Annotated in this window: 14 protein-coding genes; 3 read left to right on the top strand and 11 right to left on the bottom strand. The window is 73.4% G+C overall.

Going from position 1 to position 15181, the window contains the following annotated elements; translation table 11 throughout:
• Window positions 1–22 precede the first annotated feature (22 nt).
• The 6 genes from N912_RS0102035 to N912_RS0102010 all read right to left on the bottom strand — a co-directional run bounded on the left by N912_RS0102035 (window position 23) and on the right by N912_RS0102010 (window position 5875).
• Window positions 23–367 (bottom strand): RNA polymerase-binding protein RbpA, encoded by a 345-nt coding sequence (locus N912_RS0102035; protein WP_028921106.1) that lies wholly within the window; start codon window positions 365–367, stop codon window positions 23–25.
• A 230-nt stretch (window positions 368–597) separates the two neighbouring features.
• Window positions 598–1956 carry an MFS transporter gene (locus N912_RS0102030; RefSeq protein WP_245645154.1) on the bottom strand — a complete coding sequence of 453 codons (1359 nt, stop codon included), beginning with the start codon at window positions 1954–1956 and terminating at the stop codon, window positions 598–600.
• Complete coding sequence (locus N912_RS0102025) at window positions 1953–2777, bottom strand: glycerophosphodiester phosphodiesterase family protein (RefSeq protein ID WP_245645153.1); 825 nt, start codon at window positions 2775–2777, stop codon at window positions 1953–1955. Before N912_RS0102025 ends, N912_RS0102030 begins: the two co-directional genes overlap by 4 nt.
• A 21-nt stretch (window positions 2778–2798) precedes the next feature.
• Window positions 2799–3779, bottom strand: coding sequence for an alpha-ketoacid dehydrogenase subunit beta (locus N912_RS0102020; RefSeq protein WP_028921103.1), 981 nt, complete (start codon window positions 3777–3779; stop codon window positions 2799–2801).
• Window positions 3780–3782: 3 nt separating this feature from the next.
• On the bottom strand, window positions 3783–4748 hold the full coding sequence (locus N912_RS0102015) for a thiamine pyrophosphate-dependent dehydrogenase E1 component subunit alpha (RefSeq protein WP_037062655.1): 966 nt from the start codon (window positions 4746–4748) through the stop codon (window positions 3783–3785).
• Complete coding sequence (locus N912_RS0102010) at window positions 4745–5875, bottom strand: mandelate racemase/muconate lactonizing enzyme family protein (RefSeq protein WP_028921101.1); 1131 nt, start codon at window positions 5873–5875, stop codon at window positions 4745–4747. Before N912_RS0102010 ends, N912_RS0102015 begins: the two co-directional genes overlap by 4 nt.
• 87 nt (window positions 5876–5962) lie before the next feature.
• Here N912_RS0102010 and N912_RS0102005 point away from each other — a divergent pair, with 87 nt between their 5' ends.
• Window positions 5963–6727, top strand: a complete 765-nt coding sequence (locus N912_RS0102005; protein ID WP_064745191.1) for an SDR family NAD(P)-dependent oxidoreductase — start codon at window positions 5963–5965, stop codon at window positions 6725–6727.
• Between the two features lie 48 nt (window positions 6728–6775).
• Window positions 6776–7801 carry a LacI family DNA-binding transcriptional regulator gene (locus tag N912_RS48935; protein ID WP_051579460.1) on the top strand — a complete coding sequence of 342 codons (1026 nt, stop codon included), beginning with the start codon at window positions 6776–6778 and terminating at the stop codon, window positions 7799–7801.
• Here N912_RS48935 and N912_RS48930 read toward each other — a convergent pair.
• The 4 genes from N912_RS48930 to N912_RS48920 form a co-directional block, all read right to left on the bottom strand.
• Window positions 7798–8607 carry an SAM-dependent methyltransferase gene (locus N912_RS48930; RefSeq protein WP_037062653.1) on the bottom strand — a complete coding sequence of 270 codons (810 nt, stop codon included), beginning with the start codon at window positions 8605–8607 and terminating at the stop codon, window positions 7798–7800. The two genes, N912_RS48935 and N912_RS48930, sit on opposite strands and share 4 nt — an antisense overlap.
• 37 nt (window positions 8608–8644) lie before the next feature.
• Window positions 8645–10426, bottom strand: coding sequence for an enolase C-terminal domain-like protein (locus N912_RS61740; protein WP_051579458.1), 1782 nt, complete (start codon window positions 10424–10426; stop codon window positions 8645–8647).
• Window positions 10423–11733, bottom strand: a complete 1311-nt coding sequence (locus N912_RS48925) for an MFS transporter (RefSeq protein ID WP_084210520.1) — start codon at window positions 11731–11733, stop codon at window positions 10423–10425. Before N912_RS48925 ends, N912_RS61740 begins: the two co-directional genes overlap by 4 nt.
• 110 nt (window positions 11734–11843) lie before the next feature.
• Window positions 11844–12185 carry an L-rhamnose mutarotase gene (locus N912_RS48920; protein WP_064745132.1) on the bottom strand — a complete coding sequence of 114 codons (342 nt, stop codon included), beginning with the start codon at window positions 12183–12185 and terminating at the stop codon, window positions 11844–11846.
• Between the two features lie 69 nt (window positions 12186–12254).
• Between N912_RS48920 and N912_RS48915 the strand changes: the two genes are divergently transcribed.
• Window positions 12255–13085 carry a sugar phosphate isomerase/epimerase family protein gene (locus N912_RS48915; protein ID WP_051579456.1) on the top strand — a complete coding sequence of 277 codons (831 nt, stop codon included), beginning with the start codon at window positions 12255–12257 and terminating at the stop codon, window positions 13083–13085.
• Between the two features lie 29 nt (window positions 13086–13114).
• Here N912_RS48915 and ligD read toward each other — a convergent pair whose 3' ends face one another.
• The gene (gene ligD / locus N912_RS66725; protein ID WP_156993102.1) at window positions 13115–15109 is read right to left on the bottom strand and encodes a non-homologous end-joining DNA ligase; all 1995 of its coding nucleotides are present in this window, start codon (window positions 15107–15109) and stop codon (window positions 13115–13117) included.
• Window positions 15110–15181: the final 72 nt, after the last annotated feature.

Genomic DNA, 15181 nt, shown 5'->3' with positions numbered 1-15181 from the left:
TGTGCGGCCCAGCTAACGCAGCTTACGCAGTCTTCGAGCGACGCCCACGCAGCTCCTCGAGCCGCTCGGAGAGCAGCTCGTCCAGCTCGGCCACCGACCGCCGCTCCAGCAGCATGTCCCAGTGCGTACGCGGTGGCTTGACCTTCTTGGCCTCCGGCTCGATGCCGTCGATCATCTTGGAGACGCTGCCGTGCAGCCGACACTCCCAGGTCATCGGTGGCTCGGCGTCATCGGAGAAGGGAACGTCGAAGTCGTGGCCCTTGGGGCAGGCGTACTGGACCGACCGGCGCGGCGCGAGGTCGTGATTGCGGTCGGTCTCGTAGCTGACAGCCCCGAGCCGGCTGCCTCGCAGCACACGGTCCGCCATGATGTCTTCCTTTCACTTCGTGGGCCCGGAGGAGGGGATCCCAGGCTCCTAACTCCTCGTGTAACGTCACCCCTAGCGCGTACGTTCCCCTCTGCGGCACGTCGGTCGACGTGTCGTGAGTGACACTTGTCGAAACATGCCGCCTCCGTGCCGCCCCACAGTGTCCCCTAAAACCTCGTCACGTAATCATCTTTGTGACCGGGTAGCCACGTGTGACTTGCGTCACAATTTCAGACCAGGTCTGGCTCCGGGTTCCCGGCGGCCCGGATGCCCCGGCGCACCGGAACCGCCGCCACCAGCGCAAACCCCACGGCCAGGAAGGTGATCAGGGACAGGATCGCGGGCCGGAACGATCCGGTCGCGTTCGCCACCAAGGAGAACACCAGCGGCCCCAGCCAGGACGTCCCCCGCTCGCCGAGGGTGTAGAGCGCGAAGTACTGCGCCTCCTGGCCGACCGGCACCAGCTGGCTGTACAGCGAGCGGGACATCGCGGCGGTCCCGCCCAGCACCAGTCCGATGCCGAGCGCCAGCCCGTAAAACTGCAGCCGCTCGCCGGCCTGCACGAAGTAGGCGGCCGAGATGACCGCCACCCACACCGTCAGGCTGACCAGGATCGTCCGCTTCGCGCCGATCCGGGCGGCCAGCCGGCCGTGCGCCAGCCCGCCGCCGAAGGCGACGAACTGCACGATCAGGATCGTGATGGTGAGTACCTCGATGGGAAGTTTCAGCTCCTGGGAGCCGTAGAGGCCGGCGGTCTCGGCGACCGTGTTGATGCCGTCGATGAAGACCAGGAAGGCGGCCAGGAAGGCGAGCGTGATCGGGAACCGCCGCGCCGCCGCCAGGGTCCGGCCGAGCTGGCGGAACCCGGCGGTCAGCAGCGCCCCGCCGCGCTCGGGCCCGAGCGGGGCCCGGTGCTCGGTGAGCCGGCGCAGCGGGATCACGGTGAACACCGCCCACCACACGCCGCACACCACGAAGGCCACCCGGATCGCGTCGGCCTCGGACAGCCCGAGCGGCTCGCGGGCCTGGATGATCACGATGTTGAGCGCGAGGCAGAGCCCGCCGCCCAGGTAGCCGAAGGCCCAGCCCTTCGCCGAGACGTTGTCCCGCTGGTCCGGCTCCGCGATCTCGGGCAGGAACGCGTAGTAGACGACTATCGAGGCGTAATAACACAGGTTGGCCAGGGCGAACAGGGCGGCGCCGAGCTCCCACGAGGTGCCGTGGATCTGGGCCAGGCCGCAGGTGGCGGCGGCGCCGGTGAAGGCGAACCCGCCCAGCAGCGCGCGCTTGTTGCGTGCCCGGTCGGCGATCGCGCCGGTGATCGGCAGCACCAGCAGCTGCAGGATCGTCGACGCGGCCAGCAGGAACCCGAGCACCGAACCGGCCTGGACCCGCGCGCCGAGAAAGGACACCTCGCACTCCCGCAGCGCGGTGACGCACGCCTGGCCGGAGGCGCGGGCGTCGGCGGTGACCACCTCGGTCAGGTGCAGGGACAGGAAAATGGTGAGCACGGACGTCTGGAACACCGAGTTGGCCCAGTCGTACACGCACCAACCGCGCTGCTCACGGGTGAGCCGGCGGTTCGTCACCCGCGCCACTGGCCGCGCTCGGCCAGCACCTCGCGCAGCCGGTCCGGACGGTCGGTGACTAGCCCGTCCACCCCCATGTCCAGCAGCTCGCGCATCTCGGCGGGGTCGTTCACCGTCCAGACGTGGACCTCCATGCCCCGGCGGTGGGCGGCCTCGATGAGCGCGGGCTCCACCACCGTCAGCGGCCCCTGCCGGCGGGGGAGCTGCGCCAGCTGGGCCGGCACCGGGAGCAGCCCGCCGACCCGGCCCACCCGCGCCTGCCGCAGCCAGCCGTCGATCCGCAGCGCCAGCGCGTCGGCGGGCGAGCACGACGTGAGCACCCGCGCCCGGGCGCCTCGGCGCAGCCTGGCCAGCCGCACGGCGGAGAAGGACGCCAGGCAGACCCGCCGCCAGGCATCGGTCTCGGCCAGCAGCTCCAGGGTCGGGCGGACGGCGGGGCCGGCCTTGACGTCGATGTTGAGCAACGCGTTCGGCAGCTCCTCGATCACCGCGCGCAGGCTGGTCACCGGTTCCCGGCCGCCGACCCGGGCGCGCCGGACCCGTTCCCAGGGCTGCTCGGCGATCGGGCCGACGGCGTCGGTGGTGCGGTCCAGGGTGGCGTCGTGCGCGACCACCACCACGCCGTCCGAGGTCGCGTGGACGTCGATCTCCAGGTACCGGAAGCCCTCGGCCAGCGCCCGCCGGAACGAGGCCATCGAGTTCTCCATGCCGGCCAGCTCGCCGAGCTGCCAGCCTCGATGCACCAGCGCGCGGGGATAGGGGCCTGCCCGGTACGGGTGTGGGATGTCGGCGTCAACCTCGGCGGGCTCGTCGGGCCTCACAATGCACGCAGTCTGCCAGGGTCAGTAGGCGACGAGCGTGCGGGTCTCGGCGACGATGCGCTCGACGCCGGGCAGCCAGGCCTCCTCCAGCTCGCGGGCGTACGGAACCGGGGTGTCGTCGGCGGCCACCAGCAGCGGCGGCGCGTCGAACAGCTCGAAGTGCCGGCAGGTCATGCGGGCGATCAGGGACGCGCCCCAGCTCCCGGCCGCCGGCGCCTCCTGCACCACCACCAGCCGGGACGTCTCGCGCAGGCTGGCCACCACCGTGTCGTCGTCGAACGGGACGAGGGTGCGCGGGTCGATCACCGTGGCCTCGACGCCGTCGGCCGCGAGCCGGTCGGCGGCGCGCTCGGCGCGGTGGCGCATCTGCTGGGTGGCGACGATCGTGACGTCCCGGCCGTTGCGGACCACGTCGGCGAGCCCGAGCGGGATGGGACGCGGGTCGTCGGCCAGCTCGCCCTTCACCGCGAACAGGTTCTTGTGCTCGAAGAACAGCACCGGGTCGTCGTCGGCGATGGCGGTGCGCAGCAGGCCGTAGAGGTCGGGCACGGTGGCCGGGACCACGATCTTGAGGCCGGGGATGTTCAGGAACCAGTTCTCCGCCGGCTGGGAGTGCTGGGCGGCGAACCCGGCGCCGGCGCCGTTGGCCATCCGGATGGTGACCGGCAGGCTGACCTGCCCGTCGGTCATGTAGCGGTGCTTGGCGAGCTGGTTGGCGATCTGGTCGAAGCACACCCCGGCGAAGTCCGCGAACATGATCTCCGCGACCGGTCGCAGCCCGTTCATCGCGGCGCCGATCGCGGCACCCACGATGGCCTGCTCGGAGATCGGGGTGTCCCGGACCCGGTCCGGCCCGAACCGCTGGTGGAGCCCGACGGTGGACTTGAACGCCCCGCCGGCGGCGCCGACGTCCTCGCCGATGAAGATCACCCGGGGGTCCGAGGCGAGGCCGTCTGCCAGCGCGCGGGAGATCACCTGCCGGTAGTTGATCGTCTCCGCCATGCGTCAGCGCCCTTCCTGGCCGGTGTAGACGTTGTCGAACCGCGCCGAGGGGTCTGGCGGGGGCCAGGACATCGCCCTGGCCAGGGCTTCCCCGACAGCGTCGGTGACCTCGGCGCGGATGGTCTCGATGGTTGCGGCGTCGCACCGGCCGCCGGTGAGCATGGCGTCGGTCAATCGGTCGATCGGGTCGCGGGCCAGCCAGTGCTCCAGCTCGCCCTCCGGGCGGTACGCGCCGGGGTCGGACCGGGAGTGGCCCTGCTGGCGGTAGGTGTCCGCCTCGACCAGGGTCGGCCCGTCGCCGGCTCGGGCGTGGCGCACCGCGTCCCGGGCCACCGCCCGCACGGCCAGCACGTCGTTGCCGTCGACGTACTCGCCGGGCATGCCGTAGCCGGCGGCGCGGTCGGCCAGCCTGGTGATCGGCGTGGTGGCCTCCAGCGGGCTGTACTCGCCGTAGTGGTTGTTCTCGATGACGAAGACGGCGGGCAGCTTCCAGACGGCGGCCAGGTTGAGGCTCTCGTGGAACGCGCCGATGTTCGTCGCGCCGTCGCCGAGGAAGGCCACCGAGACCGCGCCGGTGCCCAGGTGTCGGGCGGCCAGCGCGGCGCCGACGGTGATGGGCAGGTGGCCGCCGACTATCGCGTTCGAGCCCAGCGCGCCGACCGAGACGTCCGCGAAGTGCATGGACCCGCCCTTGCCCCCGCACAGCCCGCCCGCCCTGCCGAGCAGCTCTCCGAAGCACCTGTCGACCGGCGCGCCCATCGCCAGCACCGCGCCGTGGCCGCGATAGGTGCAGGTCATGGTGTCGCCGGGGCGCAGCGCGGCGCAGACCCCGACCGGGACTGCCTCCTGGCCCTGGCACAGGTGCGTGCTGCCCCTGACAAGGTTGCGGGTGAACAGGTCCAGGACCTCGTCCTCGAACCGCCGGATGGTCAGCATCGCGCGCAGCAGCCCGGTCAGGTCGTCGCTCATGGGGCCACCCGGTGCCGCTCGACGTAGTCCCAGTCCAGCTCCCAGCCCAGGCCGGGGCGGTCGGACAGGGTGACCCGGCCGTCCACGGCGGGCGGGCGGTTCGCGATCAGGTGCCACCAGAACGGGTCGCGGTCGGGATGGAAGCACTCCGCGTAGGTGCCGTGCGGCTGGCTGGCGAGCAGGTGCACGGACACCTGCGGCTCCTCGTGGTGGCCCATCTGGACGTCGTAGGCGGACGCGATCGCGGCCGTGCGCCGCCAGGCCGTCGGCCCGCCCGACCAGGACGCGTCGAAGTTGCACACGTCGATCGCGCCGGCCTCCATCAGGTCGCGGCAGCCGGACGGGGACAGCTCGCTCTGGCCGGCGCAGACCGGGAGGGTGGTCCGGGTGCGCACGTCGCGCAGCGAGCGCCGGTCGTTGTGCCAGCGCACCGGCTCCTCGAACCACCGCACGCCCAGGTCGGCGACGCGGCGGCCGAACTCGACGGCGTCGGCCACCGAGTAGCCCTGGTTCGCGTCGACCAGGAGCACGAAGTCGTCGCCGCCGGCCTCCCTGGCGGCGTGCACGCGCTGCGCGTCGACCGCCGGCGGGGCGCCGCCGACCTTGAGCTTCATCCCGGCCAGGCCCAGCTCCCGGTATCCCGCCACCTCCTCGGCGATCGGGCCGAGCGGCTCGCCGTAGTAGCCGCCGATGGCCACCAGCGGCAGGTCGCGGCGGTAGCCGCCCCACAGCCGCCACAGCGGCACCCCGAGCGCCTTGCCGACCGCGTCCCACACAGCGGTGTCGACACAGGCCAGCGCGACCAGGCCGAGGCGGCGGTCGCGCAGGATGTCGAAGGTCGCCGGGTAGCCGGCCTGCCAGACCCGCTCGGTGGCCATCGCGTCGAGGCCGATCACGTTCGGCGCGATCTCGGTCCGGACGATGCCCTCGATGTCGGACAGCGTCTTGTCCTCGTCGCCCGCGTACGCCTCGCCCACGATCCCGTCGGCGGTGCGCACCCGGACGATCAGGGTGGCCCGGTGCGTCATCCGGTAGTAGCTGCCCCGGAACGTGCGGGCCAGCGGGGCGATGACCGGGATGGTCTCGATCGCGGTGATGGTCAGGCCACCGGCGTCAGGGTCGGGCATGCAGTCTCCTGGTAACGTTTCCAGCGAACGGCGACCACGATATCCACGAGTGGGCGGATCGCTCAAGGGAGACGGGGTGTGAGCGCGATGGCCTGGGATCTCGGGGCCGGGCTGGAGGACCGGGTCGTGCTGTGCACCGGTGCGGCCGGCGGCATCGGGCGGGCGGCGGTGCGCGCGTTCGCGGCGGCGGGGGCCCGGGTGGCGGTCAGCGACCTGCGGCCGGGGCCGTTGGACGAGCTGGTCGCCGAGCTGCCCGGCGCGGGCCACCACCCGTTCCCGGTCGACCTGGCCGATCGGGACGCCCCGGAACGGCTGGTGGCGCGGGTGCGGGAGCGGTGCGGCCGGCTCGACGTGCTGGCGCACTACGCGGCGGTGCTGCGCCGGCGCCCCGAGCTGGAGGACGTCACCGACGAGGACTGGGACGCCCAGCAGGAGGTGAACCTGCGCGCCACCTTCTTCCTGTGCCGGGCGGCGGCGCGCGCCATGAAGGAGCTCGGCGGTGGCCGGATCATCACGGTGGCCTCCCAGGGCTGGTGGTCCGGCGGGTTCGGCGGCTCGGTGGTGTACGCCGCGACCAAGGGCGGCGTGGTCTCGATGACCAGGGGGCTGGCGCGGACGCTGGCCCCGCACGGCATCACCGTCAACTGCATAGCGCCGGGCAACGTGGACACCCCGATGCTGACCACCGACCTGGACCCGGCCGTGCTCGACGGGTTGCTCGCGGACACCCCGCTCGGGCGGCTGGCCCGGCCGGAGGACCTGGCCGGCGCCGCGGTCTTCCTGGCCTCCCGGCACGCCGCCTACATCACGGGGGCCACCCTGAACATCAGCGGCGGACTGTTGATGTACTGACCACCGCCGTCACATATCGTTTCCAGCCGTTCAGTACGGAGAGGAACCGTGAGCCCGAACCCTGACGCCGGTGCCCGCCGCGCCGGCATGCGCGAGGTCGCCGAGCGAGCCGGCGTCGCGCTGTCCTCGGTGTCGCGGGTGCTGTCCGGGCACCCGGACGTCAGCGAGGTCATGCGCAACCGGGTCCGGGACGCGGTGGCCGCGCTGGGCTACGAGCCGGACATGCTCGCGCAGAGCATGCGCACCGGCGCGACCATGACCGTGGGCTTCGTGGTCAGCGACATCTCCAACCCGCTGTTCGCGCAGATCGGCCTGGGCGCGGAGGTGCGGCTGCGGGAGTCGGGGTACGCGCTGCAGCTGGCCAACTCGATGAGCCGGCCGGGGCTCGACGCGCGGCACGTGCGGCTGTTCCGGTCGCGGCGGGTGGACGGCCTGCTGCTCTCGCTGGCCGACGAGGACGACGGCGAGTCGGTGCGGGCGGTCGCCGCGTCGGACATCCCGTGCGTGCTCGTCGACCGGGAGGCCCCCGAGCTGGCCGGGATGAGCGCGGTGCTCAGCGACCACGCCGCCGGCATGACCGACGCGGTGGAGCACCTGCTCGGGCTCGAGCACCAGCGGATCGCGTTGGTCAACGGCAACCCGAGGGTGCGGCCGGCCAAGGAGCGCGCCAAGGTGCTGCGCCGGTTGACCAGGGGCCGTCCGGACGTCACCGCGCAGCTGCGGCAGGGCTCGTTCACCGCCGAGCACGGCGCGGCGGCCTGCGCCGAGCTGCTCGCCCAACCGCACCGCCCGACCGCCGTCATCGTGGGCGGCAACCAGATCCTGACCGGCGTGCTGCGCGCCATCCGGGCCGCCGGCCTGCGCGTCCCCACCGACCTGTCGCTGATCACCTGCGACGACGTGCCGCTGGCCGAGTTCCTGGAGCCGCCGATCGCCACGGTGTCCCGGCAGCCCGGCGAGATCGGCAGGGTGGCCGCCGAGCTGCTGCTGGACCGCATCGCGGGCGCCGAGCCGAGGCGGGTCACCCTGCCGACCGGCTTCCGCCCCACCGACAGCTGCGCGCGGCCTCTTTAGTCGCGCAACAAGGGTTGCCGCGAGTACCGCACCGGGACGGACGTGATCGGTTCGTCGAGCACGACGTCCTCGCGGCGCCGGCCCACCACTCGGACATGGCCCAGGTAGTCGCCCTGGTCGGCGGTGAGCGCGTCGATCTCCACCCGGTTGTCCGGCGCCACCGCGCGCTGCCAGTCCAGCCAGTACCGCCAGCCGTCGGCCAGGGTGTCCGCCCGCTCGACCCGCACCACGCCGCCGCGCTCCCAGTGCCGGCGCCACCACTGCGCGGAGTGCAGGCACGACAGGCTCGGCTCCCACCAGTCGCGCAGGTGCTCGGGAACCTGGCCGTCGATATCCCTGGTCAGCGCGCTGCCGGCGATCCCGATCGCGCCGCCGGGCCGGACGAACCGCGCGAGGTAGCCCAGGTACAGGTCGTCGGTGCCGTAGTAGGGGAACGAGTCGATGCTGACCACCGCGTCGAAGAACTCGTCGGCGAACGGGAGCGAGCGGGCGTCGGCGTGGATCGGGAACACGCCGTCCCCGGCGCCGGCGTCCCGGATGCGCCGCAGCCGCTCGGTCGGGCTGAACCACAGGTCGGTCGCCCACACCCGCGCGCCGAACTCGCGGTGCAAGAAGATCGACGAGGCGCCGCGCCCGCAGCCGAGGTCCAGCACCCGCATGCCGGGACGCAGGTCCATGGCCTCGGCCAGCCATTCGGTCAGCCACAGCGAGTTCGCCGCGCCGCTCACCCCGGCCGTGACCCACTCCGGGTGGTAGGCGGACGAGCGGGGGAAGCGCTCGGAGACCAACCGGTCGTCGGACGTCATGGGGCCTCCTCGGGTCCGGACGAGCATAGTGATCGCCCTAGCCGTCGAGGCGGTAGTGGTCCAGGGCGTGCTCGTCGACCTCGACGCCGAGGCCGGGGCCGGGCGGGGGAGCGATCCGGCCGCCTTCCGGGCGAGGGGAACTGGCGAGGTCGGTGTGCAGGGGGTTCGGCAGGGGCTGGACCTCGAACTGGTGGCAGGCGGGCGAGGCGGCGGACACCGCGAGCGCGGCGGCGAACGCGATCGGGCCGGCCCAGGCGTGCGCGTTGGCCTGCCGGCCGGCGGCCTCGGCCAGGGCGCACGCGCGGGCGAACCCGGTGACGCCCTCGGTGCGGCCGGGGTCCACGCCGAGGACGTCGACTGTGCCGGTGCGCAGGATGCGGTCCACCCCGCGCACCGTCCACTCCCGCTCGCCGTAGGCGATCAGCGTGCTCGTCTTCGCCCGCAGCGTGGCGTAGCCCTCAGGGTCGTCGGCGCCGAGCGGTTCTTCGATCCAGTGCAGGTCGTGTTCCTCGAAGGCGCGGACCCGGCGCACCGCGGTGGCCACGTCCCAGCGGATCCGGGCGCCGATATCGATCATGATTCGGGGATCGGGGCCGAGCGCCGCCCGCAGCTCGCGGACGAACGCGACGTCCCGGGCGTGGTCGACGCCGAGCGCCGCCTCGCCGCGCTTGCCGAAGCCGACCTTCACCCCCGACGCGCCGGTGCCGGCCACCCAGTCGGCGATCTCGGCCGCGCCCTCGGCGAGGTCCGCCCGCCCGGCGTGGCAGGACACCACGCACGGCTGGCCGTCGCGCACCGGGCCGCCGAGCAGGTCCGCGACCCGCTGCCCGGTCGCGCGCCCGCGCAGGTCCCACAGCGCCATGTCCACGGCGGCGTGCGCGAACGTGGCGATGCCGCCGATCCCGTACCACCAGGTGTGCTCGCGGACCGCGGTCCACAGCCGGGTGGTGGCCAGCGCGTCGCGGCCGGCCAGCAGCTCCGCGAGGCCATCCACGACGGCCACCACCGCCCTGGTCGCCTCCGGCCAGATGGTGACCGCCTCGCCCCAGCCGACCTGGCCGTCCTCGGCGCGCACCCGCACCAGGCACACGTGCCGGCGCCCGCCCGCGTCGTTCGGCTCGTCGTAGGCCAGCGGGAACGCCTGCACCGCCGCGATCCTCACGCGCGTTCCTCCATCCGGCCGCTGGCCGCGCCGCGGTAGAGCAGCTCCAGCGCCTCGACGGTACGGGCGCCGACCTCGCCGGGCGCCCGGTTGGCCTTGGTGCGGCCGAGCGCGGCGTCCACCAGCGCGTTGGCCGGCCCCTCCGGGCGGTAGGCCCCGTCGCCGGGGCGCACCGGGACCCGCTCGTCCACCCCGTCCGGGCGGTACAGCCAGGCGAAGCCGGCCGATGCCGTGGCGTTCCACCATCCGTTTGGCGGCGACGATCATCGGTTGGTAGTTCCAGCCGAAGCTGACCAGCAGCTGCCGGTCGGCCCGGGCGGCCAGCTCCACCAGGTGCCAGGCGTGCGCCGCGGCTAGCGTCATCGGCTTCTCGCACAGCACGTGGGCGCCGGCCTCGAGCGCGGCGGCGGCGTGCTCGTGGTGCACGGCCGGCGGGCTGGCCACCACGCAGATGTCCACGCCGGCGGCGAGCACCTCGCGGTAGTCGGTGGCGGCCACGGCGAAGTCGTAGCGTTGGGCGACCCGGTGCAGCGCCGGTTCGTCGGGGCGGCACACGGCGACGAACTCGACCTCCTCGCGCCGGCGGGCCAGCGCCGGCAGGTGCGCGGCCATCGCCCAGGAGCCCGCGCCGATCACCCCGAGCCGCAGCCGGCTCATCTCGCCCCCGGCCGGAAGTTCGCCGACCAGCGGAACCTGATGCGCTCCAGCGCGCGGCCCTGCGTGGACGGGCCGAACAGGCCGCCGAACACCGCGCCGAACAGGTACATCGCGGCGAGGATGACGGCGACCTCGGTGAAGCCGGCGTTGTCCAGCACCAGCGGCAGGGCCAGGCTCCAGGCCCCGATCACGAACCGGGACACCGCGACCGTCCAGCCCTGGGCGCTGGCCCGCACCTCGGTGGGGAACAGCTCGGTCGACCACACGCTCCACACGTGGAACGTCGCGGAGAACCCGCCGACGCCCATCAGCAGGAGGTTGGCCAGCACGCCGGCGATGTTGCTGACCGGGACGACCAGGAAAACCAGGAAGCCCACGGCGGCCACCAGGGAGAACACCGAGTACATCAGCCTGCGATTGACCCGGTCGCCGATGAGGACGAAGACGGTCAGGGTGAGGATGCCGATCACGAACAGCAGCATGTTGAGGAAGTCCGAGGCCAGCGAGCTGTGCGCGCCGGCGGTGCCCAGCAGGTAAGGGAAGAAGAAGCCGTAGGTCCCGGCCGGGATGTTCCACACGCTGACCAGCGGCACCAGGAACAGCAGCGCCGGCAGCGCGGTGCGCCATGCGCTCGACTCGCCGCGGCCGGCCGTCGCCGTTCTCAGCGCGGTCCATCTCGGCGACTCCACCATGCTCCGGCGCAGCACCCAGACCACCAGGGCCACCGCGGCTAGGTGGGCGAAGATGATCCGCGCGCCGAGTAGGCCGAGGGAGTGCATCGCCACGCTGAGCACCGTCACCACCAGCGGACCGAGGTACCACAGCACGGGGGCCAGGCCGACGATCTTGCTCCGGGCCCGGCGCGGGGCGATCTCGGCCAGCAGGGACATCGAGTTCGGGATGTCCGCGCCGGCCGCGAGACCGGTCAGCACGTAGCCGAGCACGACGATCCCGACGCTCGGCGCGAACGCGATGACCAGCACGCCCAGCGCGTAGAGCAGCAGGTCCCAGGTGTAGATGACGCGACGGCCGTAGCGGTCGCCCAGCCAGCCGCCGACCACCGCGCCGACCCCGGTGGAGAAACCGTTGGCGCCGAACGCGCCGATCAGCCCGACGGCGGTGGCGGTCAGGCCGAACTCGTTCGCCCACAGCGGCAGCGCGACGGCGCCGGCCACGATCGCGCCGGCGTCGAAGTAGCTCGCGGTGGCGGCCAGCACGGCGGCCTTCCAGTGCCCGCCGGACAGCGGGGCGTCGTCGTTCGAGTCGTCCATCCCGGTCGGGGCCGGGGACTCGGCGGGGTGAGGCATCAGCGGACTCCTCAATCCTGGAAACCTTTCCAGCAATCGCGCACAGGGTGTCTAGTACGGCGCCGGACCCGGTGTCAAGCGACCGCCGGCCGGCGCCAGCGAGGACGTCATTACGGCAGGTGCCAGACCTCGGCACAGGCGGCCGGGCCGCCCGTCCCGTCCGCCAGCTCGACCAGCACGTCGCCGAACCACTCGGCCCACCGGCGGTTGACCTCCGTGTCTCCCACCGCGCCGAACGCCGTCGGACCGTCGGGCTCGCACTCCGCATAGCCGATGACCAGCCGGTCCCGCCGGAAGATGGAGTAGTTCGAGACCCCGTTGGCGCGCAGCGCGGCGACGAGCTCCGGCCAGACCTCGCGGTGCCGGCGGTCGTACTCGGCCTCCCGGCCCGGAATGATCGTGAAGGTGAAGCAGTACCGGCGCACCAGGTGCCTCCTTGTCGACGCGGTCATGACCGACGGCTAAGCTTGACTGGAAAGGTTTCCAGCCCGCAAGCACACGCCGAGGGAGTCACGGTGACGATGACGCTGTCCTGCGCGGACTACACGTGGCCGGCGGTCCCGCACCGGCTGGCGCTGGACATCGTCGCCGGGCTGGGGTTCGACGCGGTGGACATCGGCTACATGTGGGGCCGCTCGCGGCTGCGCCCGGAGGAGGTGGGCGCCGACGTCGACCTGTGGGCGGGGCGCGTCTCGGAGCGCTGCGAGGCGCGCGGGCTGGCGGTGGCCGACGTCTTCTACCAGGCGCCCGACTTCGTCACCATGTCGGTCAACCACCCCGACCCCGCCGAGGTGGACCGCGGCCGCCCGTACTTCACCCGGGCGCTCCAGCTCGCCGCCCGACTCGGCAGCCCCGGCGTGACGATCCTGCCCGGCACCGTGCACGACGGCGACTCGCCGGAACGAGCCCTGGAGCGCTCCGCCGCCGAGCTGCGCCGCCGGGTCCGCCTCGCCGAGGACGCCGGGCTGCAACTGTCCGTCGAGCCGCACCACGGCTCGGTGACCGACACCCCCGCGCGCACCCTGGACCTGCTGGAACGGGTGCCCGGCCTGCGCCTGACCCTGGACTACGGGCACTTCACGGTGGCCGGCTTCCCCGACGAGGAGATCGAACCGCTGGTCCGGCACGCCCGCCACGTCCAGTGCCGGGGCGCGGCGCCCGGCGTCCTGCAGGCCGGCATGCGGGACAACACCATCGACTTCGCCCGCCAGGTCGCCGCGCTGCGGTCGTCCGCGTACACGGGGTACCTGGCCTGCGAGTACGTCTGGGCGGAGTGGATGGGCTGCGACCGGGTGGACAACCTGTCCGAGACGGTCGCCCTGCGCGACGTGCTCCGCGCGGCGACAGCCTGATCGATTGTGATCGAACCTGATCGAACCCGTCAGGACCGGCGCGACGGCAGCCGGTGGCCCTCGGCGAGCAGCGGTTCGAGCAGGTCGCCGTGTTCGGCCAGCCGGTCCGGCAGCTCGCCGGCGGTGAACGCCAGGTCCTCGGGCCGCCGGCAGGCACGGACCTCGTCCCAGGTCAGCGGGGTGGCCACGGTCGGACGGTGGCGCCCGCGCAGCGAGTAGCTGGCGACGGTGGTCTTGGCCGGGTTGTTCTGGCTCCAGTCGATGAACACCTTGCCCCGGCGGCGCTGGCGGGCCATCACGGCGATCACCCGGCCGGGGTCCTCGGCGGCCAGCCGCTCGGCGACGGCCCGCGCGTACTCCCCGGTCCGCTCGGGGCTGGTGACCCGGACCGGGCTGTAGAGCTGCATGCCCTTCCCACCGCTGGTGCGCGGGTAGGCAGGCAGGCCGTCCTCGCCGAGCACGGCCGCCACCCGCTCGGCCACCCGCGCGCAGTCCACGATGGTCGCGCCCTCGCCCGGGTCGAGGTCGAACACCAGCAGGTCGGGGGCGTGCCGGGCGCCCCGCGCGCCGACCGTCCACTGCGGCACGTGCAGCTCCAGGGCCGCCAGGTTGGCAGCCCAGGCGAGCCCGGCCGCGTCGTCGATCAACGGGTAGTCCAGCGCGTCGGCGCCGGTCGAGCTGCCCGGGCTGGCCAGCCGGACGGTGCGCACCCAGTTCGGCACGTGCCGCGACACGTTCTTCTCGAAGAAGGACGGCGAGTCCACCCCGTCCGGCCAGCGGCGCATGGTGACCGCACGGTTGGCCAGGTGCGGCAGCATCACCTCGGCGACCGCCAGGTAGTAGTCCATCACGTCGCGCTTGCGGAACCCGACCAGCGGGTAGATCACCTTGTCCGGGTTGGCCAGCCGGACCCGGCGCCCGGCCACCTCGACGCTGGAGACCGTGCGCGACTCCGCCCGCCGCGACGGCGCGGGCGGCTGTCGCGACGGCGCCGGCTCGGGCGGGCTCGCCCCGGTGGCGATCTCGATCCAGTCCGGCCCCCGCTGTCCCGGCCGGTACGGCGAGTCGGCGCGCTTGGCCACCACCGACGGCAGCCCCTGCTCGGCGGCCGCCGCGAGCACGGCGGCCCCGCCCCCGGGGTAGGAGGGCACCAGCCGCCAGTGCGGGCCGGTCAGCGGCAGCGACTCGGCCAGCGCGCGCCGCTCCCGGTACGGCAGCTCCAGGCGGTCCCGGCCGTCCAGGTGCAGCAGGTCGGTGATCCACAGGCCCGGGGGAGTGCCGCCGATCTCGCCGTCCAGCAGCACCGAGGTGGCGCCCAGGACGCCGCCCAGCCCGGCCAGCTCGGGATGCCGGTCGGGCAGCGGCGCGCCGTCCGGTTCGAGCAGCTCGACGCGCCCGCCCTCGATCCTGGCCAGCACCCGGGTGCCGCCGAACCGCACCTCGAAGCACCAGCCGTCGTCGTCGGCCGGCAACGTGCCCGGTGTGGCGAGCATGGGGGAGAGCTCGCGGGGGAGCGGCTGCCAGTCGGCGTCCGAGGGCGGATCACCCCGGCGCAGCAGCCACTCGTTGGGTCCGCGCCCCCGGCGCAGCAGGATGTAGCGCCCGCGCGCCCGCTGGCCGTGCAGCACGAACTGCACCTCGGCGTCGTTCCACTTGAGCGTGTCGTAGTGGCCCCGGTCCCAGATCGTCATCCGGCCGGCGCCGTACTCACCGGCCGGGATCTCGCCGGAGAACTCGGCGTACTCCATCGGATGGTCCTCGGTGCGCACCGCCAGCCGGATGGTGCCCGGGTCGGGCGGCAGCCCCTTCGGCACCGCCCACGACGCCAGCACGCCGTCGCGCTCCAGCCGCAGGTCCCAGTGCAGGCTCCTGGCATGGTGTTCCTGGATCACGAACACGGTCCCGGCGGCGCCGCTCGCGGCCTCGGGATCCTCGGCCGGCACGGGCTCGGGGGTGCGCCGCGGGTCGCGCTTGCGCCGGTACTCGTCCAGCGGCACGCCTCTCCCCTTCCCGTCGGTTTTCACGTCGGCACGGTGTGTTCAGTCTGCCCAATCCGCCGGGGCTCTTGCGGGTGGCGGGTTACGCATGCTTTCCTT

The organism is Actinospineispora acaciae DSM 45401, assembly GCF_000620785.1.
In the GTDB taxonomy this organism is placed as follows: domain Bacteria; phylum Actinomycetota; class Actinomycetes; order Mycobacteriales; family Pseudonocardiaceae; genus Pseudonocardia; species Pseudonocardia acaciae.
Note: the sequence above shows the minus strand (reverse complement) of the source record. Positions and strands in the feature narration are given on the sequence as shown.

Excerpts from the sequence above, each read along its gene's own strand:
- N912_RS0102010 (WP_028921101.1), bottom strand. The coding sequence starts at position 5,875 with ATGCCCGACCCTGACGCCGGTGGCCTGACCATCACCGCGATCGAGACC.
- N912_RS48915 (WP_051579456.1), top strand. The coding sequence starts at position 12,255 with ATGACGCTGTCCTGCGCGGACTACACGTGGCCGGCGGTCCCGCACCGG.
- N912_RS0102015 (WP_037062655.1), bottom strand. The coding sequence starts at position 4,748 with ATGAGCGACGACCTGACCGGGCTGCTGCGCGCGATGCTGACCATCCGG.
- N912_RS61740 (WP_051579458.1), bottom strand. The coding sequence starts at position 10,426 with ATGAGCCGGCTGCGGCTCGGGGTGATCGGCGCGGGCTCCTGGGCGATG.
- N912_RS48925 (WP_084210520.1), bottom strand. The coding sequence starts at position 11,733 with ATGCCTCACCCCGCCGAGTCCCCGGCCCCGACCGGGATGGACGACTCG.
- N912_RS0102020 (WP_028921103.1), bottom strand. The coding sequence starts at position 3,779 with ATGGCGGAGACGATCAACTACCGGCAGGTGATCTCCCGCGCGCTGGCA.
- N912_RS0102035 (WP_028921106.1), bottom strand. The coding sequence starts at position 367 with ATGGCGGACCGTGTGCTGCGAGGCAGCCGGCTCGGGGCTGTCAGCTAC.
- N912_RS48930 (WP_037062653.1), bottom strand. The coding sequence starts at position 8,607 with ATGACGTCCGACGACCGGTTGGTCTCCGAGCGCTTCCCCCGCTCGTCC.
- N912_RS0102005 (WP_064745191.1), top strand. The coding sequence starts at position 5,963 with ATGGCCTGGGATCTCGGGGCCGGGCTGGAGGACCGGGTCGTGCTGTGC.
- N912_RS48920 (WP_064745132.1), bottom strand. The coding sequence starts at position 12,185 with ATGACCGCGTCGACAAGGAGGCACCTGGTGCGCCGGTACTGCTTCACC.